16 protein-coding genes, 1 tRNA gene and 3 pseudogenes are annotated in these 23,523 nt (G+C 63.8%); 7 read left to right on the top strand and 13 right to left on the bottom strand.

Features of this window, described 5'->3' with window-relative positions; genetic code table 11:
• Positions 1-10: 10 nt before the first annotated feature.
• Positions 11-1,138: a PAS domain-containing protein gene (locus tag PPZ50_RS04065; protein ID WP_066688959.1), complete on the bottom strand. Its 1,128-nt coding sequence runs from the start codon at positions 1,136-1,138 to the stop codon at positions 11-13.
• A gap of 160 nt (positions 1,139-1,298) precedes the next feature.
• Between PPZ50_RS04065 and PPZ50_RS04060 the strand changes: the two genes are divergently transcribed.
• Positions 1,299-1,374, top strand: a tRNA-Thr gene (locus PPZ50_RS04060).
• On the opposite strand, the gene PPZ50_RS04055 is transcribed toward PPZ50_RS04060, so the two are convergent.
• Positions 1,345-2,835 carry a recombinase family protein gene (locus PPZ50_RS04055; protein ID WP_272815716.1) on the bottom strand — a complete coding sequence of 497 codons (1,491 nt, stop codon included), beginning with the start codon at positions 2,833-2,835 and terminating at the stop codon, positions 1,345-1,347. The two genes, PPZ50_RS04060 and PPZ50_RS04055, sit on opposite strands and share 30 nt — an antisense overlap.
• Positions 2,836-3,641: 806 nt before the next feature.
• On the opposite strand from PPZ50_RS04055, the gene PPZ50_RS04050 reads away from it, so the two are divergent.
• The 5 genes and pseudogenes from PPZ50_RS04050 to PPZ50_RS04030 all read left to right on the top strand — a co-directional run.
• A complete protein-coding gene (locus PPZ50_RS04050; RefSeq protein ID WP_066688963.1) occupies positions 3,642-6,818 on the top strand; it encodes a hypothetical protein in 3,177 nt (1,058 codons plus the stop codon).
• A gap of 864 nt (positions 6,819-7,682) precedes the next feature.
• On the top strand, positions 7,683-8,813 hold the full coding sequence (locus PPZ50_RS04045; protein ID WP_232307878.1) for an AAA family ATPase: 1,131 nt from the start codon (positions 7,683-7,685) through the stop codon (positions 8,811-8,813).
• Positions 8,814-8,816: 3 nt separating this feature from the next.
• Entirely contained in the window at positions 8,817-11,315 is a 2,499-nt protein-coding gene (locus tag PPZ50_RS04040; protein ID WP_066688970.1) for a S8 family peptidase, read from the top strand.
• A gap of 25 nt (positions 11,316-11,340) precedes the next feature.
• Positions 11,341-12,045, top strand: coding sequence for a DUF6602 domain-containing protein (locus PPZ50_RS04035; protein WP_272815715.1), 705 nt, complete (start codon positions 11,341-11,343; stop codon positions 12,043-12,045).
• Positions 12,020-12,852 (top strand): annotated as a pseudogene (locus PPZ50_RS04030) (IS3-like element ISGbe1 family transposase); the annotation flags it as partial. The gene PPZ50_RS04035 and the pseudogene PPZ50_RS04030, both read left to right, overlap by 26 nt.
• Before the next feature lie 214 nt (positions 12,853-13,066).
• Here the strand turns inward: PPZ50_RS04030 and PPZ50_RS04025 are convergent.
• Positions 13,067-14,363: pseudogene (locus tag PPZ50_RS04025) on the bottom strand (IS110 family transposase).
• A gap of 154 nt (positions 14,364-14,517) precedes the next feature.
• Here PPZ50_RS04025 and PPZ50_RS04020 point away from each other — a divergent pair.
• A pseudogene (locus tag PPZ50_RS04020) lies at positions 14,518-14,856 on the top strand (integrase core domain-containing protein); the annotation flags it as partial.
• Positions 14,857-15,281: 425 nt separating this feature from the next.
• Here PPZ50_RS04020 and PPZ50_RS04015 read toward each other — a convergent pair.
• The 10 genes from PPZ50_RS04015 to PPZ50_RS03970 form a co-directional block, all read right to left on the bottom strand.
• A complete protein-coding gene (locus PPZ50_RS04015; protein WP_066689512.1) occupies positions 15,282-16,022 on the bottom strand; it encodes an ImmA/IrrE family metallo-endopeptidase in 741 nt (246 codons plus the stop codon).
• Positions 16,019-16,369 (bottom strand): hypothetical protein, encoded by a 351-nt coding sequence (locus PPZ50_RS04010; protein ID WP_066689513.1) that lies wholly within the window; start codon positions 16,367-16,369, stop codon positions 16,019-16,021. The genes PPZ50_RS04015 and PPZ50_RS04010 overlap by 4 nt, the downstream gene beginning before the upstream one ends.
• The gene (locus PPZ50_RS04005) at positions 16,366-16,995 is read right to left on the bottom strand and encodes a hypothetical protein (protein WP_157092702.1); all 630 of its coding nucleotides are present in this window, start codon (positions 16,993-16,995) and stop codon (positions 16,366-16,368) included. The genes PPZ50_RS04010 and PPZ50_RS04005 overlap by 4 nt, the downstream gene beginning before the upstream one ends.
• A gap of 147 nt (positions 16,996-17,142) precedes the next feature.
• Complete coding sequence (locus PPZ50_RS04000) at positions 17,143-17,637, bottom strand: hypothetical protein (protein WP_066689515.1); 495 nt, start codon at positions 17,635-17,637, stop codon at positions 17,143-17,145.
• Positions 17,638-17,742: 105 nt separating this feature from the next.
• Positions 17,743-18,378, bottom strand: coding sequence for a hypothetical protein (locus PPZ50_RS03995; RefSeq protein WP_066689516.1), 636 nt, complete (start codon positions 18,376-18,378; stop codon positions 17,743-17,745).
• Complete coding sequence (locus PPZ50_RS03990) at positions 18,378-18,914, bottom strand: hypothetical protein (protein ID WP_066689517.1); 537 nt, start codon at positions 18,912-18,914, stop codon at positions 18,378-18,380. The genes PPZ50_RS03995 and PPZ50_RS03990 overlap by 1 nt, the downstream gene beginning before the upstream one ends.
• Before the next feature lie 200 nt (positions 18,915-19,114).
• Positions 19,115-19,552 (bottom strand): hypothetical protein, encoded by a 438-nt coding sequence (locus tag PPZ50_RS03985; protein WP_157092703.1) that lies wholly within the window; start codon positions 19,550-19,552, stop codon positions 19,115-19,117.
• A complete protein-coding gene (locus PPZ50_RS03980; protein ID WP_066689519.1) occupies positions 19,549-20,004 on the bottom strand; it encodes a hypothetical protein in 456 nt (151 codons plus the stop codon). Before PPZ50_RS03980 ends, PPZ50_RS03985 begins: the two co-directional genes overlap by 4 nt.
• Before the next feature lie 12 nt (positions 20,005-20,016).
• Positions 20,017-20,649 carry a hypothetical protein gene (locus tag PPZ50_RS03975; RefSeq protein ID WP_157092704.1) on the bottom strand — a complete coding sequence of 211 codons (633 nt, stop codon included), beginning with the start codon at positions 20,647-20,649 and terminating at the stop codon, positions 20,017-20,019.
• Between the two features lie 151 nt (positions 20,650-20,800).
• The gene (locus PPZ50_RS03970; RefSeq protein ID WP_232307904.1) at positions 20,801-22,984 is read right to left on the bottom strand and encodes a S8 family serine peptidase; all 2,184 of its coding nucleotides are present in this window, start codon (positions 22,982-22,984) and stop codon (positions 20,801-20,803) included.
• Positions 22,985-23,523 lie beyond the last annotated feature (539 nt).

Below are 23,523 nucleotides of genomic sequence, written 5' to 3'. Positions count from 1 at the left end.
CCGGTCGATATCAGGCGCCCAACTGCCGTCGCGCCGCATCGATCTCCCCCGGACCGGCATCGACGCGCCCCAGGATTTCGACCGATCCGGCATCGACCGCGCGGCCCAGCAGCAGCACATAGGCGTCGTCGCCCGGCGCCATCGGCACCACCATCGCCGGGGTTGCCGCTGCCGGCCGCCCGGCGGTCCGTTCGATCCAGTCGCCCAGTTCGCCCTCGCCCACCCCGGCGCGGTGCGCGCGGGCGAGCGTACGGGCATGCGCTTCCGCCGTATCGCCGAACACCAGCCGCACCAGCGCCTCGACCGGCGCGCGCGGATCGACGGTCAGGCCGGCCCCCACCAGCATCGCGGCATAACCCACCGAATCGCGTTCGGTCGCCAGCAGGAAATCATAGGCACCGGCCAAGGCGGCGATCGATGCCGCCGAGGTTTCCGCCGTGCCGCGAGCGGCGTCGGCCAGGCGGCGCGCCTCGACCAGCCGTTCGGTCAGCGAAGGGGTGGCCGCCGGTTCGCCGAGCGCAGCGCTCGGCCCATCGGCCCATGCCGCCGCCGGGATCGGACGGCGGGGCGCGGCGCGGCGCGATTCGGCCAGTTCGGCGGCCAGCGCCGACTGGGTGGCGGTGTCGACCACTTCCTTCCAGTTGATGACGCCATAGAGATAGTCGATCGTGTCGCCGTCCGACGAAAACGGCATCAGAATACCGCGATAGAGCATCGGAAAGCCGCGATGGCCGACGAACTCGGCCTCGAACCCGATCGGCGCGCGATTCGCGATGATCTGCATGTAATGATCGGTCAGCCGCGACAGCAGCGAGCGCGGCGGCACCTGGCTCAGCCGGACGATCGACGAATCGGTACCGCTTTCGTCACGCAACGCATGGCCCAGGAACCGGATGACGCCGTCGTCATGGCCATCGGTAAAGTCGAGCAGCACGCTGTTCGGCCCGAAATCGGCGATTCCCGCCGGATCGAGCGCGTCGATCAACGGACAGGGCCGCCCGCCCAGCAGCGACACCCAGTGGTTATAGGCGCGGACATGCATCCGGCGCTCGTCGGTGCCCACGACCAGGACGTCGCCGCCCACGCCTTCGCGATCGTCGTCGCCCGGCTGCTCGTTCGGTCCGCGCACGATGTCCATAATCCGTCCCCATGGGCGCTCTGCCCGATGAGCGCGGGTTGTGGACGCTACAGGGTAAACGTCCGGTAAAATCCGCAGCTAATGCCGCGAAACGCAATTCCCCTTGCCACCCGCCCCACCCGCTGGTAAGCGCCCGCCTCCGGACGGCATTGCGTCCCGGGCCGCTTTAGCTCAGTTGGTAGAGCATCGCATTCGTAATGCGGGGGTCACAGGTTCGAGTCCTGTAAGCGGCACCACTCCCGGTCAAAGATGGGCACCGCGCCCTCTTTGACGGGAAGTCCGACAGAAACGCCATTTTCCAAGTTCGACACGGGGCCCGAGATAACGACCTCGTGATCCGACACGCTGACGTTCGAGACGAACATTTTGAGGTAGGACGAACGGAGCGTGCTGTCGTCGCTTCGCATTTTCTTGCGAAGCATGTCGCCGAAACGGTCGATCGTTTGCTCGTCAATCCTGCGCTTGCCCTTCGCCAGTTGCGCTTCCAGCACATCGATCCGGCTTGATACCGCCGCCAGTGCCGCCCGGTTGGTCGCCATGCGGTCGACAAACGCCGGGTCTCTCGCGCTCATCGTCCCTTCTTCGATCAGGATCAGCAGATTACTGATCGCAGTGTTGAGCCGGGTCCGCTCCGAACGGCTTCGGGTAAGGTCCGCCTCACGTTCCGCCTGTCGACTTTGTGAGACATCGAGAACGCCAGCGAGCAATGTGCGCAACCGATCTCGCGCCAGCAACCTTGCCTCGATCGCATCCAGAACCAAGCTGTCCAGCTTTTCGCGCCGGATGCTCGGACAGGCGCAGGTGCCGCTACGGTTCACCCGGTCGTTGCAGACGTAGTAGGTATAGCGACCACCTTTCCCCGTGCGGATCGTCATGCCGCTCGAACAGCCGGGCATACCGCAGCGGACGACCCCGGTCAGTAGCGTGGTACCGGCGGCGACATGCGGTGCCATCCGCCTAGGATTGCGCGTTGCCCGCATGGCGGCCACGCGATCGAACTGATCCCGAGCAATGATCGATGGACAGGTAATCGCGATGGCGTCTTCCATATCCGGGGTAACACCATCGTCGTCGGCGGTACGATCGTGATAGACGCCGGTATAGACCTCGCGAGCTAGAATGCCGGCGACGTTGCTGTTGGCGAACCTCGCACCGCGGAGAGTGCGCCCCGCGTCGTTCAACTGCTTGACGATCCAGCGTCCGCCGCGTCCGATGTCGGCCCAGTCGAAGATTTGGCGTACGATCGCCGCTTCGGCTTCGACGATCGCCAGCTTTCGCCGTTCCTTCTCGCCGTCCTGCCGGGCGACATAGGTTTGGTAGCCAAACGGCACCGGTCCCCCATTGTAGAAGCCCTGCCGCGCATTCTCCCTGCGGCTCTTCCGGGTGAGGATTGCCGCATCGCGCGCCTGCTCCTCGTTCATCATCGCCGTGATCGTCCGCCCGATCCGCTGGCCACGGCCTTGGCCGAAATCTTCGGTGATCGACCGAACCTCGACGCCTGCGTCGTCCAGCTTGCCCACCACGTCGAAGAACAGTCGCATGTTTCTGGCCATACGGCTGAACATGAACATCAGGACCAGATCGACCGGATGATCGGCCGCGGTAGCTTTTTGCACCAGCCGCTGAAATTCGGGGCGCTTGTCGGTCTGACCGCTGAAGCCGGCGTCGGCAAACTCCTCAACGATCATAATGTCCATGCTTGGCCGCGTAGGCGAGAATGGCACTGCGCTGGGCATCGATGCTCTGAGGCGCACCGCCCTCCTTGTCGACCGACAAGCGCATATACGTGAAAGCCCTGGTCCGGCTGCGGTTGGCTTTTGCCAATTTTCCTGTCCCTATCTGTGTTCGAATAGTGAATCGAACTCGCCGGCGAGCGCGTCGAGCACGAGCATGCATTCCCGCCGGGTGACGGCGGGTTGCCCAGACGAAGGCGGCATGTCGAGGCAGCATCGAAGCTGCGCTTCGACGTTCGCTACCTCTCGTTGTTCGTGATCGCTTTCGCCTGCCATCCGCTAGCGATGGCGAATCCGAAGATTCCAAGCGTCAACTCAGCCAGCCAAAAAATTGGTTCCGCTCGCACCCGCGTACGACGTCTCAACGGCACGACTTTATCTAGGTGAGAATGATCCACAACCGGTCATTCAGACCGCCTTTCCCGCTTCCCAACTTCGGCCGTTCATTCATCTTAGCAGAACGCACCCGTCAGCTCCGGCTGGTCCTGGCTAAACGGTGACATGTGGGACTTTTCTGCCGTTCCGACATGATGTGCCGAATGGCAGGTCCTGCCAGAAGCCGACGTCCAGCACTGCGCCGACCAGCTATCGGAGAGCGACAGAGGCTGGGCCGTTAGCGACCCGTCTGCTCTCGGCATTGCTGGGGCGAATGCGGACACATTACGTCGAGCTCTCGCAGAGCTTGTCCGAACGCGAGATTTTCGGATACGGTAAGGCCTAATAGATGACATCAACGTTGTTGACGTGATCGTCAGTGAAGCGGAGGCGACGTGGCAGGGATAGATTTTAGTGATTGGAGCGACCTGTCACTCACCGATCTGTTCTTCGCGTATCGAAAGGCCAAGGTCGACTGCTTTTATGAGTCCTCCATCAGAGTAGCAGAGCCGTTCATCGCTTACGAACAGTCGCTGCCTGATAAGCTCGCGGCATTGCTGGTGCGACTACAAGCAGGCGAAGCCGCCGCCATACTGACCGAAGGCATCAAGCAGCCAATCATCTTCCCCAAGCGGCTAAATTTCGAACAGCAGCCGCCCGAGAAGCAAGACGGCGGCGCGTCGATGGCGCACGCCTTTTTCTCGGACGCGGAACGGGCCTTCCGGCGGTCTACCGACCAGCGAACACCGATCCCTGAATTCCGGCTAATCGGCGATTTCAGCGTAGAGGCCCATGTTTTATCGGCGCTGTGGGTCAACTTGGTCGGCCATAAGTTCGACGCGTGCCTGTCATCTCGCGCGCTCGCTTCGCGTGTCCGGCGCTATCGAGCGGACAAGGACCGCAAGTGGGTCGGCGACTATCACCTAGAGTCTTTAGGTTCATTCGAGCCCTATTTCGAGCCTTACCGCAAATGGCGCGACGACGGCCTTGATGCCATGCGCGACGCTATCAAGCGGGAGCAGCCGATTATCGCGATGACTCTCGACGTTGGCAATTTTTATCACAGCATAGACCCCAGCTTCCTCGTCGATGCGCGATTTCTAGAGTATTTGGGTGTTGAGCTAACCCCGTTTGAATTGGCGTTCAGCCAGCTCATTAGCGCGGCGCTGAGCGAATGGTCGGCGCGCTGCCGCGAGAGACTGTCCGCACTTGGATGCCCCATCGATGCCAGGCAACACGGCGGCATTCCTATCGGCCTGTCGGTCGTCCGGGTGATTTCGAATGTGCTGCTCGCGTTTTTGGATCGGCAGGTCGAGCGACAGTTAAGCCCAATCTACTATGCTCGCTACGTCGATGACTTGTTCCTAGTTCTCCACGATAGCGATGACATCAACTCGCCAAGCGACCTCTGGACCTTTATTACGCAGCGGGTCCCCGCGTTTCGCCGCGACTCTTCCGGAAACGTCAGCCTGACGCTGCCGGAATGGGGTGGCAGAACCCAGCTGACATTACAGGCTGCAAAACAAAAGACGTTCTTCCTAAGCGGTCGGTCGGGTGCCGATTTGCTCGATCATATCGCCTCGCAAATCCGAGAGGTGTCGAGCGAGCGGAGGACGATGCCGCAGCCTGAGCATATCGAGAAATCGCATGCTGCGCGGGCGCTGGCCGCAACCGACTCGGCTGATGACGCCGACAGTCTGCGGCGGGCGGACGGGTTAACGCTGCGCCGACTCGGATGGTCAGTGTTGTTACGCGCAGTAAACACGCTGGCGCGAGACCTTCGACCGCAGGACTGGAGACCGCAACGCGACGATTTCTATGAGTTCGCTCACGAACACGTCATCCGCGCTGACAAGGTCTTGGAGCAGATCGACCACTTACCACGCTTGTTGTCGTTTGCGGTGTCGCTTGGCGACTGGATACCTGCGAGACGGGTGTATCGGGAGACTATTTCCGCCATCTTCAAGCTGGAGGATTCGACTCGGACAACACGGATGCAGATCAACGGGATCTATGCCGGCTCCGTCCCACCGGAAGTCTGGAACGACACTCGCGAGCAGGTCAGGCGTTTTTTCCGGGAAGCGTTGATCCGCGCGTATCCAATCTCCTCCACGCCGTCACGAGCGCGAGCATTCGCAGGTCTAATTAAGGACTTAGGGCTTACCGTGGTCGAGCTGACGAAGTTGGCGCGACAGGCGCGCGAGGCGGACTGGGCTAGGACACCCTATCGCGAGCACCTGCGCACCGACGCGGTGGCGCAGCCGGCAGAGCAACCTAACGAGGCGCTGTTGGCGGGTCGCTACCAGCACGTTGATTGCCTTCGCCAGTTTCTGGAACGCACTGAACTGAACGCCAGCGGACCACCGCCGCGTCGTGTGGCGCTGCTCGCCATTCCGGCGGCGGGCGATCTCGTGCGGCGGTCGATCTTGCCATTCCTATTCCCAACACGGCCATACACGCCGGAGGAGATTGCGCTCTACTTGCCCGATGAGTGCGTATTCGACGAACCTGTCGCTGCCGCCCATACGTGGGCTGATTACACGCGCGCGGTTCGCGGAATTTGGGTGCGCGGCGATCTAGCGGAAGAGCTGGAACCCGAGACGCCTGACGTCGGAGACAAGGATGACGACGAGAGGACGCGCCCGTCCGCAGTTGTAGCCAACAGCAACGATCGTCCCCCGCCGATCGTTGTGAGGCGCTCAGGACTGGGCCGAGCCGTAAGGCTAGGGCTGAGCAGCTTCGAAGTGAAAGACAAAAGCTGGGAAGAAGGAGCGGCGGGAAACCCCGACTTGTCGCCGCGTCGATATTGGCAGCTAGCGGACATCGTGAACGCTGCGATCCACGCTAAACCGAAACCAGATTATCTACTCCTCCCAGAACTGTCGGTGCCCGAGCGCTGGATCAACACCATTGCTGGAAGATTGCGTGCCAGTGGAATCAGCCTGATCGCTGGGGTCGATTACACGCGTCACCCCGACAAAAAACAGATCTACAGCTCAGCTGTGCTTGTGCTGACCGATGATCGCTTAGGCTACGCGTCGTCGATCCAAGTTCGACAACGCAAGTGTAAGCCGGCACCGGGAGAGGACGAGTTGCTGCATACCAGTTACGGGCTGAGCTGGGCCGATGAAAATGATCTAAAGCGGGTGTACCAGCACAACGGTCTCTTTTTTGGCGTCCTTGTGTGTAGTGAACTTCAGAACATAAAGTATCGGATGGAATTCCAAGGCCAGGTTGATTGCCTGATAACACTCTCGTGGAACAAAGACCTGGAAAGCTTCTCCGCATTGATCGATGCAGCTGCGCTCGATGTTCATGCCTATATGGCGTTGGTTAACAACCGGCGCTACGGCGATAGCCGGCTGCGCCGGCCGGCCAAGAAATCGTTCCATCGTGACGTGTGCCGCGTCCGGGGAGGGGAAAATGACCAATTGGTCGTAGTTGAGATTGAGCCGACCCGGTTACGCCGGCAACAGAGCCGCGAAAAGAACTGGTCTCGCGCTACGGACGCATACAAGCCGACACCCGAAGGCTTCAACATATCCCCGGCCCGTAAGTGCATCCCCGATTGATTGCTGCGAGGTTTGGGCGAGTGGCAGCGTTCCGGCCGCCGACAAGGCTAGCGTGAACGACCGAGATTTGGGCGCTTAACTGCTGGACGGCTTTCCACTGGGCGAATGGAAGGTTGTGGCGGAAGCTGCCGTTCTACGCCCGATCGACAAACGGCGTATGTTGGTCGGGAGCTGCCACTCTAACTTCCGTCTTGGCGACCCAGAACGCGACGTTCACGACGGCCCGAGCGCATCCCGAAATGGGCCGTTGATTCAGGTTTTGCCCCACGGCTGGCATTGCTCGTTAGGCGACTGACCGGCTTCTGTAGCTAACCGCAAAGAGCTGCTCTTAATGCGGGCCGGGATTAGGCCAAGATGCCCTCACGTCTAGTTACCTGCGCTGTGGCGGGCCTGGGGCCAGCGACGCTGCGAAGCAGGTTGAAGTGAACCGTTTGGCGGCGACTGCACACACCCGTGGCGGCTGGCACGGCTATGCCCTCCCTTTGCCGCGAATCGAGAGCAGATGAGCAGACGGCGCAACTCGTCATTCGCGCGGATCAGCTCTCGCGCACATTTTTTGGCTACGCGAAATCGCTCCAGCAGCCCCCGTGCGTCCAGAACGACCCGACGTATGACACGCTTCTGACGGACACGCGCTGTCGGGCGAGGCCTTACATCATCAGGCTAGCCCAATGCACCAACGAACCGCTACTGTGCAACGGATTGGCTAATAAGTGCACCATGACGGCCTTGCGCTGCACATCTCCTCGTGACATATGCAACAAATAACAGGTGCGATGCATCATTCGGGATTTAGGTGCGGTGGAGCATTTTTCGATAATTCAAGCTTTGTGTCGATCCGCGATGGCGGACCCATCACCCGCCGTGCGCAAGCAGGTCGAGCGCCTGCGAGATGCGCTTGCGAAGGGAGGTGAAGACAAGCAGGCGTCGTCCCTTGCTGGCATCCTCGCGACCTCACAGCGCGCGACCGAGGTTGCGCCGAGCCGGATCGAGCGATCGAAGGCGCAGTTCGCCGGAGAGACGCTTGGGCCGAATACGCCAGTCCCGGTCGATCGCGAGACCGCAGCCGCGCTTGCCGAGATCATCTTTCCGGCGCAAATCCAGGGGCGTCCGCCCCTGTTCAACCCGATCGTCACTCAAGCCGTGGCCACGATCGTCGACGAATGGGCGCATTTCGAGGCCTTAAGCGAACTGGAGATCGCGCCGGCGAAGACCTGCCTGATCTATGGCGCGCCAGGGACCGGCAAGACCCGCCTCGCCCAGTGGATGGCGCACAAGCTCGACCTGCCGGTGGTGCTCGTCCGCCTTGACGGCCTCGTCTCCTCGTTCCTCGGCACCACAGCGCGCAACATTGGCAACCTGTTTACCTTCGCTAATCGCTACCGCTGCGTGCTGCTGCTCGACGAGTTCGATGCGATCGCCAAGGTGCGCGACGACCCGCAGGAGGTTGGTGAGATTAAGAGGGTGGTGAACGCCCTCCTTCAAAACCTCGACTCGCGCCGAGATGTCGGTTTCACCATTGGGATCACAAATCATCCCAAGTTGCTCGACCCCGCCGTCTGGCGGCGCTTTGAGGTGCAGCTCGAGATCCCGCGCCCTGACTTTGCGATGCGCAAGGCGATCGCGACGCAGTTCATGCCGCCAATTGAGGCTCCCGACAGCCATCTCCAGCTGATCGCCTGGTTTACCGAGGGCGCGACCGGCGCCGAAATTGAATCATTGGTGCGCACATACAAGAAGGCGATGGCGGTGCGCACGACCGAGCGGCTCGACCTGCTGAACACCCTGCGCCAGTTCGCCACGCTCAATGCCGCGCGCGTGCAAAGCGAGCGGCGCGCATTGCTCTTCTCCGAGCCTAGCCGGCTGTTCCGCGCGATGCGCGACGATGCCGAGCTTGGCTTCTCGATGACCGACATCGCCGAGATTACCGGCAAGGATAAATCGACCGTCAGCCGCCAGCTCGGCAAGGCGGTCAAGGCCGAGGAAGAGAGCTAAGCCATGGCGGGTCCGGTTCAGATCGTCCTCAATACTGAGAATTATGAGGAAGCGCGTGAAAAGGCTGGCGGCGGCGGGCGGAAGGACTTCTTTGCTCACCGCGATCGCGAGTTTCTGGCCCACCGCACCGCGCTGATCGGCCAGCTCGGCACCATCTCGGCGACGCTCGCAGCCCAGGCGGCGGGTCCAGTCGGCTTCGTCAAGGTGATCCTGCGACGCGAAGCCTGGGCTAAGAGCCACCGCCCGATGCAATCGCTGTTCCGCGAAGACCGGGCACCGGTGGTCGGCGGTGGCGATCTCGGCGTCATGATCGTCGAGGCCCGCCCGACCGCGCTCGCCCAGATCGCCGCCGAAATCGGCCGCGCCGAGACCATCACCGAGATGAAGTGGGACAAGGAGAAGGAAAAGGACGTACCCAACCCGTCCGGGCGCAAGAGCGAGACCGGCGCGATCGAGCGCATCGAACTCTATGGCCCGGCCGACCGCCGGTCCTTCTCGATCGACGAAGCGATCAGTTGGTTGTCCAATCCGATGACGGGCAGCGGCTATCAGGTTGAACTCTTCGACGGGGTGCCGCCGCGCGGTGACTGGGATCGCCTCGACGCCGCCCATCGCCAGCTCGTCGAATCCTTCCTCGCCGGCTTCAATGCACTGGGCTTCGGCGTCTCGGTTGAACGCGTCGCCCATCTGCGCCGCCACCAGCCTTTGGTCTCGGTACGAGTCGACGAAGGCGCGGACGGCGCGGTGCTGCTGATGGTCGATGGTGGCGCGGCAGAACGCCGCAAGGACTTGGCGCCGTTCAGCCCGGATCGCGAGCGCCATTTTCGCCTCCTCTCTTTCCTCGAAAGACATCCCCTAGTTCGCCGGATCGGCTTGCCTGGCATCGTCACCCGCTCCGCGCCGAGCAACGAGCGAGGCCAGGCCCGGCCTCGCACGCTAACCCTGCCGGTACGCGACACCGCGCGCACCCATCCCCGCATCGGCATCATCGACGGCGGTGTCAGCGACGCTCTCGGCGACTGGATCATCGACCGCTGGGGCGTTCTTGCCGACGAGAATGTCGACCAGGAGCATGGCACCTTCATCGGCGGTCTCGCGGTTGCCGGCGGCAGCCTCAACGGCGTCCAGAACTGCCCCGAGGCCGATGGCGCAGAGCTGGTCGACATCGCGATCTACCCGGAAGAGACCGAGGGCGTCTTCGAGACTTATTATTCGGGCGGCCTCACCCAATTTTTTGACGAGATGGACGCGGCGGTCGCCGACGCCCGTGCGCGGCACGGCGTGCGCGTCTTCAACATGAGCCTCAACATCATGCAGCCGGCGGCGCCTGAGGCCTACAGCCCCTATGCGGTACGGCTTGATCGCATCGCCGAAGACAACAATGCGGTGATCTTCATGTCGGCGGGCAACACCCGCCCGCAGGACGCGCGTGCCGAATGGGTGAGCGACCCGGCGACCGCGCTCTCGGGCCTCGCGGTCGCCCGCAATGACGGGCTGCTGATGCCGGCGGAAAGCGCGCGCAACGTCGCGGTCGCCGCGCTTAACCCGATCGGCCATGACGGCTGCGTTGCGCATGCACCAGCCCGCTACAGCCGCCGTGGTCCGGGCCTGCGGGCCGGGGTCAAGCCCGACCTCGCCCATGTTGGTGGGTCGGGCACCGTCCATCCCACCGTAGGCCACGGACTGTTCTCCATCCTTCCCGATGGCACCGTCGTCGATGATTGCGGTACGAGCTACGCCGCGCCGCTCATCGCTAAGACCGCGGCCGCGCTCGACCATGCAATCGAAGGCGAGGTGTCGCGCGAGACCTTAATCGGGCTCCTCGTCCATCACGCGCAACTGCCCGAGCCGCTGCGCCACAAAGTGCTGGCACCGGTCGCGCGTCATCTCGTCGGCTTCGGCATGCCGCCGTCCGCCGACCGCATCATGGAGAGCGGCGATCATGCGATCACGCTCGTCTTCGCATCGCGCATCCAGCAGGGGCAGCAGATCAATTTCCGCTTCCCCTGGCCCGCCTCGCTGGTCGGCGACGGCGGCACCTGCCGCGGCCGCGCGCGCCTCACCCTCGTCTCGACGCCGCCCCTTGATCCGCGCTTCGGCGCCGAATTCGTCCGGATCAACGTCAACGCGACGCTCCAGCAAGAACAGAAAGACGGCAAGTGGAAGGGCCGCCTTGAGCCGCTCTACCTGCCCTCGTCACGCGCGCCTTCGGTCGAGGCCGAACTCATCGAGCATGACCTTAAATGGAGCCCGGTAAAGGTACATGAGAAGACTTTCCCGCGCGGCGTCGGACCCTCGTCGAACTGGCGGTTGTTCGTTGATTATCTCACCCGCGCCGGTGAGGTGATGCCGGAGGGCGGCGTGCCCTTCACCGCCATCCTCACGATCAGCGATCCCGAGGGCGAGAAGCCAGTCTTTAACGACATGCGCCAGAACCTTCAGGCGCTCGGCACCACGATCGCCGACATCCGCACCGCAGCGCGCATCACCTCGCGCGTCTGACGCTCCTCAAGGACCCGTCCCCTCCATGTCGCTATCCGTCGCTCAACCCTACAAGGACTTTGCCGGAAAGCTTAGCCGGCGTGTCGCTGCCCGCCTCTCGCTCATCGAAGCCCAGTATAATTTCGATCTCGGCGACGAATATGAGGTCGCCCTCTGCGAGGTGCTTACAGATATCCTGCCCGCGCGCTATGGTGTCTGCCGAGGTTCGATCGTCACCTTCGACGGACAAGAGGCGGGCGATGATCTAGTCATCTACGATCGCCTGTCATATCCGACGCTTCGCTCCTCGATCGCGCCCAATTATGCGATTAAGGAGCAGGTCCCGGTGGAGGCCGCCTATGCCTATATCGAGTGCAAGCACGGCCTGTCGCTGGGCGCCACATTAGGCGCATCGCAGACGCTGGCCAAGGCGGTGGAGCAGGTACGCGCCGCCAAGCGGCTCGGTGCGAAGCGCACGGCCAATCCCAACCTCGAGTATCGCAAGCAGCTGCGTTTCACCGAACCCAAGCGTCGAGACTGGCCGGCTTATTATCCAGAGCTCAAGAACGAGTTGTTCGGCGTCGTCTTCGCGCGCAACGCCACTCTCGCCAATCCCGCATTCGATCCGACCCGTCTGCAGATAGGCGGCGATCACGCGCCCGTGAGCTGCCCCCTTCTGAGTGGTCCATCGACTATGACAGTCTGGATCAAGGAAGGGACGACGCATGCCTGCCAAGAAGCACAAGCCTGAGGAGATCATCGGGAAGCTGCGTGAGGTCGAGATCATGCTGGGCCAGGGCGGGACGACCGCTGAGGCATGCCGGCGGATCGCGGTCAGCGAGCAGACTTACTACCGCTGGCGCAAGGAGTACGGCGGCTTGAAGACGGATCAGGCGCGTCGGATGAAAGATCTGGAGAAGGAGAACCTGCGGCTGCGGCGTGCGATCTCCGACCTGACACTGGACAAGTTGATTCTACAGGAGGCGGCGCGGGGAAACTTCTGAGCCCCGCGCGACGCCGACGCTGCATCGACCAGGTGCGAGAGGTGCTGTACGTATCCGAGCGGCGCGTGTGCCGCGTGCTGGGGCAGCACCGGTCGACACAGCGCAAGGTGCCGTGCGGGGCAGATGACGAAGAGGTGCTGACCGACGACATCGTCGCGCTGGCCAGGCAGTACGGGCGCTACGGCTACCGCCGGGTAACCGCACTGCTGCATGCGGCGGGCTGGTCGGTGAACCATAAACGGGTGGAGCGGATCTGGCGGCGCGAAGGCCTCAAGGTGCCGCAGAAGCAACCTAAACGTGGCCGGCTATGGTTGAACGACGGCTCGTGCATCCGGCTGCGACCGGAGTATCCGGGGCATGTGTGGGCGTATGACTTCGTCGAAGCGCGGACGCATGACGGGCGCAAGTTCCGGATACTGACCATCATCGATGAGGCCAGCAGGGAATGCCTGGCACTGGTCGTCGCGCGCCAGCTTCGACACGAAGACGTGCTGGCAGCGCTTGCCGACCTGTTCATCGCGAGGGGTCCGCCCGCGCATATCAGATCAGATAACGTCCTATGTCGGGAAGCAGCGGCGGGTTTTGGCCAGCAGATATCCATGCGCCGACAACCGTCGGCGCGGCATGCAATCTGAGCCAGATGGCTCCCACCGTCAACGGGATCGCTCCCTGCCATAGCAAACACAGGATCCAGCAGCGCCGAGGCGGCCGTGGTCCTCACCATCCTTAAAACGAGATACGCACCCAGGTGGAAGGCCCGAACATTATCTACAGGGTCGCTCGACGAGCGCCCTCACGGCACTTGCAGAGAGGGGTCCTTCCACCTGGCATCCGACCGTTCGAGGAACGGCCGGTACTCTGTCCCCGTCTTGATGACGGCGTGAGCCACGCGCGCCATCTTGGCGGTGAGCGCCGTCATCGCCTTGCGGCGACGGTCGGCATCGTCCGCGTGCCCGGCGACATATCGTCCGAGCTTGTCGCGGAAGCTGTTGTCGCGCTGACGCGCGGCGACCTGGGCAGCCATCCAGAAGGTCCGGCGCAGGCGCGCATTGCCGTACTTGGACAGCTTCGTGCGGCCACGGAACGTGCCTGACTGACACGTTGCGAGATCGAGACCGCAGAACTTCAGGAACTGACGATGATGGTTGAAGCGCCGCAGATCACCGGCCTCGGCCAGGATGGTCAGCGCGTTGATCGGACCGATGCCCGGAATGTTGCGCAGCAGCTGGTAGTCGACGTCATCGGCGAGCCGCGCATGGGCCAGCCGCTCGATCTCGTCTCGCTGGTGGATGAGGCTGCGGCCCTGCGCGATGACCATGCGGAACATGGTGATGGCGGCTGAGTTCTCCGGCACCGGCAGTGCCGTCGAGGCGGACGCCGTCTCGTAGATGTCGTTGATGAGGCGTGCCTTGGAGACCTTGCGGCCGATGAGCGGCCATGCCGCGGCCGAGAACGCCTCGCGGTCCAGCGCCGTGATGGTGGCCGGCGTCGGAAACCGCTCGATGAGCGCCAGGAACCAGTCGGACCGGCTGTTGCCTGCGAAGCGGGCGATCTCGGGGAAGTACAGCGGCAGGTAGTGGGTCAGGATCCGATGCCAGGTCTGCGTCTTCATCCTTGAGATCGTCTCGTGAGTCTTCGAGAGCTCCTGCAGGTCGTTGATTCCGGCCACCAGCGGGTCGACGTAGCGCTGCGTCGCACCGATCCGCAGCATGTGCAGGATGACCTGCGCGTCCTTGGAGTCGTTCTTGTCCCAGCCGTTGTGCAGCGCCTCGCGCGTTCTGGCGAGCGCGACCGACGAGATGAGGCGCAGCTCGAACCCTGCCGTCAGCAGCCGGTGCGCCAGCGTACGATGGTAATTACCCGTCGCCTCGAACCCGACGATGATAGGGCGCCCGATAGCAGCGAGTTGCTCGGCAAAGCCGTCATAGTCCTGCCTGGTCGCCATGACGGTCATCCGCCGGCGCCGGCCGCCTTCCGGTCGCTCGATGAGAACCTCCTGTCGGCTCTTGGACATGTCGATGGCTACCAGCACGGCGCCGGCAGGCGTAGAGGTGAGCTTGGTCATGGTCGGTCGGCCTCCAAAGTGTTGTCTCGACAACCTCACTTTAGATACCTGCTGACCGGCCATGGCTTGCCCTGATGAAGTCTGCGGCCGCTACGCGGCCTTGTCTTCATCAGGGCCATAGCGGCTCCCGAACCAGCGCTTCCCAATGTGCTACGGCAGCGAGTTCATCGCTACCGCGGTTCAGAAATGGCTCGGGCAGGTTGGCGTGAAGACGCTGTACATCGTGCCGGGTTCGCCGTGGGAGAATGGCTACAACGAGAGCTTCAACGGCTCGCTGCGCGATGAGCTGCTCAACGGCGAGATCTTCTACAGCCTCGCTGAAGCAAGGGTACTGATCGAGGCGTGGCGCCGTCACTACAACACCGTCCGGCCGCACAGCAGCCTGGGCTATCGGCCGCCCGCACCACAAGCGGCGACACCGCCATTGCCGGCCTCCGGTTCCGCTTCGCTCCACCTACGACCGGCAATGGCGGCGGAGACGACAATGCACTAACTAATAACCCGGACCACCCGATGGGGGCTGCTCACCCGACCTGCTAATCCTTGGCCCCGACCTCCTGTTCACGCCCAGCGCCGTTCTGGGCGCCGACGGCATCAAGTCCGCGCTTTACTTTAGCTCGGCGTTCGAGACGAACCTGCTCGGCGAGCAACTCGCCGGCTCCGCGATCGGGCTCGGCCTCCTTACCCTCCTCCAGGTCATCGGCTGGATGGAGCTGCTGCCGATCGATTATTCCAATGTCATGAATAGCTCCTTCTGGGACGCGATCGGCCGGCGATCGGCGGAACGCTCAAAATCAGCCTGACCCAGCCTTAGGCCCTGCCCGCCACAGCTTGAACGAACGGGCGATTAGCTAGACTCGTCGCCCTAAAGCGGACGGGCGGCTCTCCACCAGGTATCTTCCGTAGCTCACCGTCAAACTATTTCACTACAACAAGGTGTACTGCCCGGCCGCATGCCACCCGGTCGATGGCGTACATCGCTTCCGCGTCTCTAACACCTTGGCCCAAGAACCATTGCTGCGCTGGCGCAGCGAACGCGACATTCGCGCGGGGCAATCGACATCGATCAGCCGTTGCGCTCATGTCTGATGCTGCAGACCGGACGAACCAACGAGGGTTCAGGCTTGATGATCGTCTGAACCATCTACGCCCGTCCGCTTCCTCGACGATAAGGGCGAATGCCGCAGGATGAAGGTCGGCCAGTCGCAAGGCAGCCGCCATTGTGCTGACGCCAAACGTGGCGGCGATCTGATGCATCAGATCGAATGACATCGGGACGCCAGCGACGAGCGGTTCCAGCATGAAGCGGGGCATGAGCAGGCCGGCAGCATACCCGTCCGCCTCACGTTCACAGCCCGCCGCTCCGTCTTGTTGCTCGGCGGCGCCACGGCAGATCAGCTGTTGGCCGCGATGATGATGCCAATGACCGAGTTCATGCGCGACGGAGAATCGCTGCCGGACACGGCTGGCCCGATCATCGACCGTGATGATCGCCCTGTCGCCCAGGCCGACGATCCGCGCATCGCCAACGGCCAAGCGACAATAGCGCACGGCCGCACCGACGGCACAGGCGATGACCTCGACATCGATCTCGCCCGGTTCGGTGATGCCGAGGTCATGCAGCAGGCGCTCGGCGGGCGGATCAACCGCGTCCGTCACGCAGGGCGGTCGCCTGTTTCGTGGTCGAGTTCGGCCAGGTCGTCAATCAGGTCGTCGATATCATGGTCGTCGTTGCCGCGGGCAGCCAGCGTCATGCGCAAGTCGGCATCGCCCGACATGGCTAGCTGCAATTGTGCCCGCAGACGCGCTCGATCGATCGGGACGACCCGAGCGTCGGCTCCGGCATCGAGTTTGGCGCGGATCGCGCGCAAGTTCGCCTTCTTTACCGCCAGCTGTGCCTGCGCGATCTCCGCCTGCAGGTCGGCCAGATCAGGTTCGACATCCTCACCGTCGAGGAAGTCGTCCAACAGTCGCAGCTGCATCAGTTCGTCCGCGTCGGTGGTCATGGTATGCTCCTGTCCTTGGCGGCGGCCGCCAGCTTGCGCTGCAATTGCTTGCGCAACGATGCTAGGCCCTTGGCATCGAGCCCCAGCCGGTTCTGCAAGGCGATCCCCTTCTCGCCGTCGAGCACCGCATCCAGCAAGGTGACCAACTGCGGGTCGTTCCCGATCGACTGCTGGATCGCGGCGAGGGTCCGCCGGTAATGCAGCGCATCATGCCCGACCTGCTCCGGGCTGGGCGCCAATGAGGCCATCGCCAGCGTATCGTCGTCGAGGTCGAGCGGGACCGGGTGCAGGCCGTCGCGTTCGGCTTCGCGTTCCTGCGAGGTCAGGCTGCGCATGATCCCAATCAGGAAGTTCACGATGTCGTAGCCGCGCCGACATTGGCGACGACCGTCGAGCGCCCGGACGAACGCCTCCTGCCGCAGGTCACCGGAAAGTATGTAATGTCCCTGCGCCAGATAGCGCGACCGCCGCAGCAGACGCTGATGGTCGGTTGTCGTCAGTGCCTCCAGCATCGCGTTGACCTCGGCAGTCGAATAGACATCGGCGGGCGGCTGAACCGGTGTTGGTGTCGGCGTGACGGCTGAGATGACGGCCTCCCTTACTCTATAAAGCGGACGGCTCAGCATTCTCGGACAGAAGCATGAAATATTTATTGGCCACTGTCCGAATTTGTGAGGTCGTCCGCTTTATAGGTAGAGAGGTTCTTTCACCGGGATGTTGAGCCGTCATGATCGGTCGAGGCGATGATCGACCGACCGTGTCAGCCGGTTGGATCAGGCTGCCAGCGGCCGGGTCCGGACGGCGGCGTAATCGGCGAAGGCCGCACCGCGAGCGACCAGCTTAGCGAGCCATGCCTCGGCGCGGGCGATGCCTTCGTCACGGTCAGCCGGCTGGTTGGCCACCTGGATCAGTTCGCCCGGCGCCAGCCGGTACGCCTTACGGATGCCGGACTGCGGCAGGATGATCGCCCGCGATCCATTGCGGCTCAGATACAGGCGGCAGTCGGTCTGCAGGTGGCAGATGCTGTCACGTACCGCGCACAGCGAGATGCCGGTCAACTGGTAGCCGTCTTCGGCATCGGCAAAATCCAGATATACCAGATCATTGCCGCTGCTGTGCGCGATGGCACCGATACGCAGCCGCCCTTCGGCTCCGCCCATTTCGCCGGCGAGGATCGCCGCGCCGGGCTTCATCGCGCGGCTGCCAACCAGCATCTGGGCGACTGCCTCGGTGTGGCGGCGGATGATCGTGGTCTTGTCGGTCGTCATTATCGTCTTCTCCATTTTCATCCCCCGGATCGGGGACCGTCCTCCTTCCTTCGTGCCTTGCCCCCGGCAGGCGGGCGGGATCGCTGCGTATCCCGCCTTCAGGGGTCAGCCGTCGCGGAAAAGCGGCAGCCAAACATCGTAGAAATCCTCCCATTCCTGCTGGAACCGCGCCTGCGCGGTTTTGGCGACAAGATCAGGATGCACCTCGCCCCAGCCAGAAGAGCGATGGACGCGCGCCATGCAGACGACATGAGCGTGGGGCCGGCGGGCGGACAGTTCGTCGCCCGGCATATGGACGACCGTCATGCTGGTCAGCCGCCGCTGCAGCGCCAGTTTTTCCAGCGCGTACTTGCCGACCAGCGACAGGATGTCGGCGGGTTGCCAGCTATGCGGGAAACGGTACGTCAGCACGACCGCCAGCAATTTCTGATGCGCTTTCGCTTTGGTGTCGTAGTCGTGGAAGATGCCCTCCAACACGCCGGGTTCGACCGCGACACCGGGCGCCGTGAAGATGCGGTGTGATGCGCAGGTGATCGGCCACAGGCCATCCGCGAGCCAGTCGCGGTCGTTCGGTTTGCTGGGTTGGAGTTTTGCGCGAGCGAGATCGGCGACGCGGTTCTGCTTTCTCTTTGCGCTCTTGCGCAGCAGCGCGTAGCCGAAATCGGGCAGCGATCCCATCGGATCATCGTAGAGCATGTCGTCGGCATCTGACGGGCTGATCCACGGTAGCGGCTTGCTCATCAGCAATCCCCCCAGACGGCGGCAAGGAAAGCGTCGGCCCTCGCCAGCCCCGGCGTCAGATCGCAGCCGCCATCGGCGGCGGACAGCCGTGCCGGCATCATCGCGCGCAGACGACCGGGGGAAAGGCGGAAGACGGCCCCGCTCTCGTCCGGTTCCGCGGGATCGGGCACCAGCCACCCCTCGTTGCTGCGCGACAGCCACAACCGGCGGGCATGATGCCAGACGGTGCCATGGCGCTGCCACTCGCCGACCGCGCAATACAGCGTCCGGTGGCCAATGCTCGACGCTTTCACCACCAGCGCGTCGCACCGGGCGATGCGGGTGCCGCGCTCGACCGTGTCGAGATCCCCGCGTGACGGCTCAATCGACGGCACTAGCAGCAGCTCGGCGGCGGCGATGTGCAGATAATTGCGAAAAGGCGGCGGAATGATCGGCACCGACCGGTCGATCCGCCAACCGGCGCGCTCGGCGATGGCCAGTGCCCCGGACAGCGCGCGCGCCTTTGCGAGCTCGCGCTCTCGATTTACGATGTACATGGAAGTCCTAGATATTGTGCGGGAGCGGCGGGCTGCTCGCCGGCCCCGCACCATCATTTCGCCTCTACGGCACAGCCGCAGGCACTTCCCAAATCATCCCCGGCCGGGCCGGCCGGTCTACCTTCGCCTTCGCGATGAAGGCGCATCGTCATTCGACCGAATGCAGGAAAAGGTTGGTCAAACCTTCGTGATCATCAGGATTACGAGCCGCAGATCATCGATCCGCGCAGCCGGATCGTCACGTTGCGACGGGTGACGATCAGCACCGCGTCGGTAGTGACCGTTTCGTAACCCATCGCCCGAATCCGGGCGGTGTCCACGACCCGGATGGTCAGGTCATCGGCCCGCCAAGCGTCATGGATGAACGGGAAAAGGGGCTTTGCATCGCGTCGTGGTTTTAGGATGACGATGCGACCGCCGACTTTGGTCATCGCCGTGTTACCGGCAGCGACGAAGTGGATCGGTCCGCCCCGGCGGGGCGACCAGTAGCAGCCGGTACCGTCAAGGCCAGCCGCCCGCCAATCCGCCCTCGTCGTTGCCTCCAGCACTGCGGGTCGAGGTGCCGCATCCACTGTGGCGGTGGACGTCAGCACCGGCACGAGCGCCGCAACGATCCGCAGCGTCAGCGCGCCCCTCATGCGTCAACCTTGATGACGCTGCGCTCGCCCATGATCCGGTGCGAGCGGGCGACCTGCGCGCCCAGTGCCCGCTGCACCAGCCAGAAAAAGGCGGCGGTCGCTGCTTGCGGCCATTCCCCGGCCAACCAGCGGTCGATGCGGAACTGGGCTGCGACAAGGCCGATGGCGAATGCGGCTGCGGCCCACCACATCGCCAGCCGCGCGGCAAGATAGACGCCGTCCACGATCCACAGTCGGAAGCGCGACGCCGCCGGATGCCAGATCGCCCAGCCGAATAATGCCATCGGTGCTGCGGCAGCGGCGATATAGGCATGGTCGGGATCCAAGTTGGCTGCGACCAGGCGATGGGCGAGAAAGCCGGTAGCGGCCAGCACGATGGCCGCCCCCGCGGCACGAAAGAAGCCGATCCTGGCGAGGGTGTCGCCGAGAATCATGCCGATCAGATAGGGCATCTCCGCCTCCGCTCAGAATGCCGCACGGGATTTCTTCGGCACCAGCCGGTCAGCTGCAGCCATGATGGCGGCATCGTCGGCCTTGCTGGCGCGGGTGCCACGGGTTGCGTTGATGGTGACGGCGTTCGAGGTATCGATGATGATCGTCGGCCCCTCGCTGAAGACCATGCCATCGCCGCAGCGGTAGCCCGCGTCACACCAAGACCCCCGCAAGTCGGTACCTACGGTCGGTCGTCCGTACTTCGCCGCCAACTGCTTGCGCAACGCGGGCAGATCGACCGTCCTGCCGTCGATGCGAAGTGAGAAATTGTCGACGATGCTTCCTGCCTGTACTTGCGCAAAACGGATCGTCAGGCCTTCGCCGTTCAGCCCATGGCAGTCGAACTGCATCGTCCCGGTGGTGTAGGGAACAGGGCCGCGGGCACCGGTGCGGTCCTTCACCTCGGCCGCCACCCGCGCGGCAAAATCGGACTCGTTGCCGAACGGCTTGCAACTATAAGATGCGGCGGCGAGCGCAGTGCGAACCTGCTCGATCGGCATAGCCAGCCGAACCCCGGCAACGTCCATCCGCAACGGGCTCATGCCGGCCGGTGCGGGCTTGGCGGATGCGGGTACCGCCAGCAGCAGCATCGTGGCGATCGTCATCGTTCTGATCATTTTCGTCTTCCTTCTGCGATGGACACGCGACGTCGATCGCCGGGAAGCCTTCCCGGCGTCGCAAGTCCTGATGGTGTTCGGCTTATGCGCGAGTGGGCGCGTCAGCCCGAAGGCGGTGCGCGTGCGGCGAGGTGCCGGGTCATCGCAGCACCAGCGTCACGTATCCCGCCGTGTCGGTCGCACCCGCGACATGTCCGGCATCGAAGGCATGGGCGACACCGAACCGCACCGAGGAGGTCGGCGTCAGCGCACGGGACCACCCGAACTCAAGGTCAAGCTCCCTCGCGTCCGGGGTCAGATCGATGGTGCCGGTCCTGGTCGTCAGCGTGCCGGAGACGAGGTCGTACGACACCGGCATCAGCATCATGACGCGGGCGCGTTCGACGCGGAGCGGCGAGGACAGGCCGAAAGTCCCCGTACCCCCGAACAGGCCGTGTGCGCCCTCGACCGCGAAGGCGGTGCCGATGACCGGACCGGTGAAGTGCATCGTGTCGGATCCGCCCTCCACCCTGGTGGTGGCGGCGGTGACGCGTGCGGAGACGGGGATGCCGACGACCATTCGTCGCATCGTAAGCGAAGCCATGGTCGTCCTCGCCCCACGCTGTCCAACACCGACGTCCTGGCTCATGCCCAGCACGCGACCCCGTTCGGCGAGATCGGAGAGTGCAAAGCCGAAGCCAGACGGCATGGAGAAGGAGGCGGAGCGCAACGATGCACGTCCGTCGCGCGACGAACCGGACGAGAAGCCGGCGGCCCAGCCATTTCCGGACCATGCCGAGGACATGCCGACCGGGGTCGCGACGACCGCGCGCAACGGGGATCCGGCGACGCCGCCGCTCCCGCCGACGACGACGTTCGCACCGAGCGTCACCGACTGGCCGGGGGCGGGCGAGAACGAGACCATCGACGGTCGGCTCGGACGGGCCTGCCGCCAATAGTCGGGAACGGTGGAGGTGAAGCCGAGACGGGCATCGGTGCTCGTGGAGGCGGACGTCAGCCACGGCGGGTCGACCGGCGCGAGCATGCCGCCGGCCAGCAGCCCGGTGCCGCGCGTGCGAACGCCGGTCGCCGCCGTCATCCGGTAGTCGCGGCCGTAGCGGTCGAACACGGTCATGCCGCCGATGCTACGGCCGATCACGGACGCGCCACCGAACGGTGCCGACATGGTCACCGAGGAGAACTTCGCCAGCGCCGTCTGCGCAGCGACGAAGGAACTGGCCGGCGCTTGCGCCTGCATCGCCGTCCCGACGTCGAGCAGTCCCACGCCGTAGAGTTGGTCGACGCCGGGGGTTCCGAGATCGGTGGCCGTGTCGAGCAGGATGCGACTGATCGCCTTGCCGCCGAGCTGCGGCCAGTACTGCTTGAGCAGGGCCGCCGCGCCGGCGATCGCCGGCGCGGCGAAGCTGTTGCCGGTGACGGTCGTGATGGTACCATCCTTGCCCACGACGTCGATGTTCGATGCGACCACCGCGAGGGTACGATCCGCCAGCGCGCCGGGGGTGCCGTTGCCGCTCGGAGCCTGCAGGTTCCGGTCGACACGGATGCCGAACAGGAACCAGTCCTTGTTGGTCATGTCGGTGCCGACCATGTTCTCGGTGACCTGACCCGCGAAGCTGTCCTGGCCGACGTCGTTCGACACGGATTGAACGAACAGACGGTCGCTGGTCCGCACCAGATCCATCGCCTTGCGCTGCTCGCCGGCGATCTTGCCGCCGGCGAAGCCGTTCAGGCTCATACTGATGACGAACGCGCCCTTCTCGACCGCGTAGGTGATCGCGGGCGCGATCAGCGCCGAGTTCGGACCACCGCCCTCGGGCACCGGGCCGGACGTCGGACTGACGTTCGACATGTCTGGGCCTGCGATCTTGAGCGCGAGCAGAGTCGCCTCCGGCGCTACGCCCTGCATGCCCTTGGCGTCACGGGCCGCCAAGGCGACCGATGCGGTCCCGCTGCCGTGACCGTTGTTGTCCTTGAGGTCGTAGCGGACGATCTCGGTGGCGCAGGTGGCGCAGCGGGCGATCTTCTGGTCGAACGAGGTGCTGTCCGCCGAGATGCGGCCCTTGAACTCCGGCTCGTCGACATTGATGCCGGTGTCGATGACGGCGATGGTGACGCCCTTGCCAGTGATGCCGCGATCATAGGCATAAGCCGCCTTCATGCCGACCACGGCACCCGACGCCTTGTATTCCGCACTGTCGGCTGCCGTCGGCGGTGGAGTGGGTGTCGGCGGCGGTGATGGACTGGGTGCCGGGATCGACCCGGACGAATTGACGCCGCCACCGCCGCCGCCGCCGCATGCAGCCAGCAGCATCGTCGCGGTCACCACCGCCGTATTTCTGATAGTTATGAGCCGTCTGACACGACCCTTTCTGAACGCACCCACGACCGAACCCCCGTTCGCGTCGGTGCCGACATGGCCTTCCAGCCGACGGCACCGCCCCAGATTGACGAGGCGATGCCGACCCGAAAGCCGGAAGTTGAGAACCCGCGATTAGACGAGCGCGCACGCCTTTAGGCCCTCGAAAGAGCCCTGGACATCCGCGTACGCCTCCCGGCCGAAACTGGTTCGGGCCGGGCATTCGGCTACTAATCGCAAGGTTCTCACGCCTCGGTCCGCCTGCTGGCGAACAGGCCGACTCTACGCCGAGGAGGTTAACAATCTCAAGCGACGATCGCGGGCAAAATGCTCCATCAACCTCATCGGTCGTACTCGCCCTTCTTTAAGACCACCAAGGTCGTGTCCTCATCGCTCCCCTTTAGTCGAGCAGGTATATGCCCGCTGTATCCGGCTCGCAGCGCATCAAAGGGCAGATCGAAGGTGCAGCGGATAGCGTTACTGTCGTAGCGCAGCCACTATTCGAT

The sequence above is a fragment of the Sphingomonas hankookensis genome (assembly GCF_028551275.1).
Taxonomy (GTDB): Bacteria; Pseudomonadota; Alphaproteobacteria; order Sphingomonadales; family Sphingomonadaceae; genus Sphingomonas; species Sphingomonas hankookensis_A.
The sequence above is the reverse complement of the archived record's forward strand: the minus strand, read 5'-3'. Positions and strand labels throughout refer to the sequence as shown.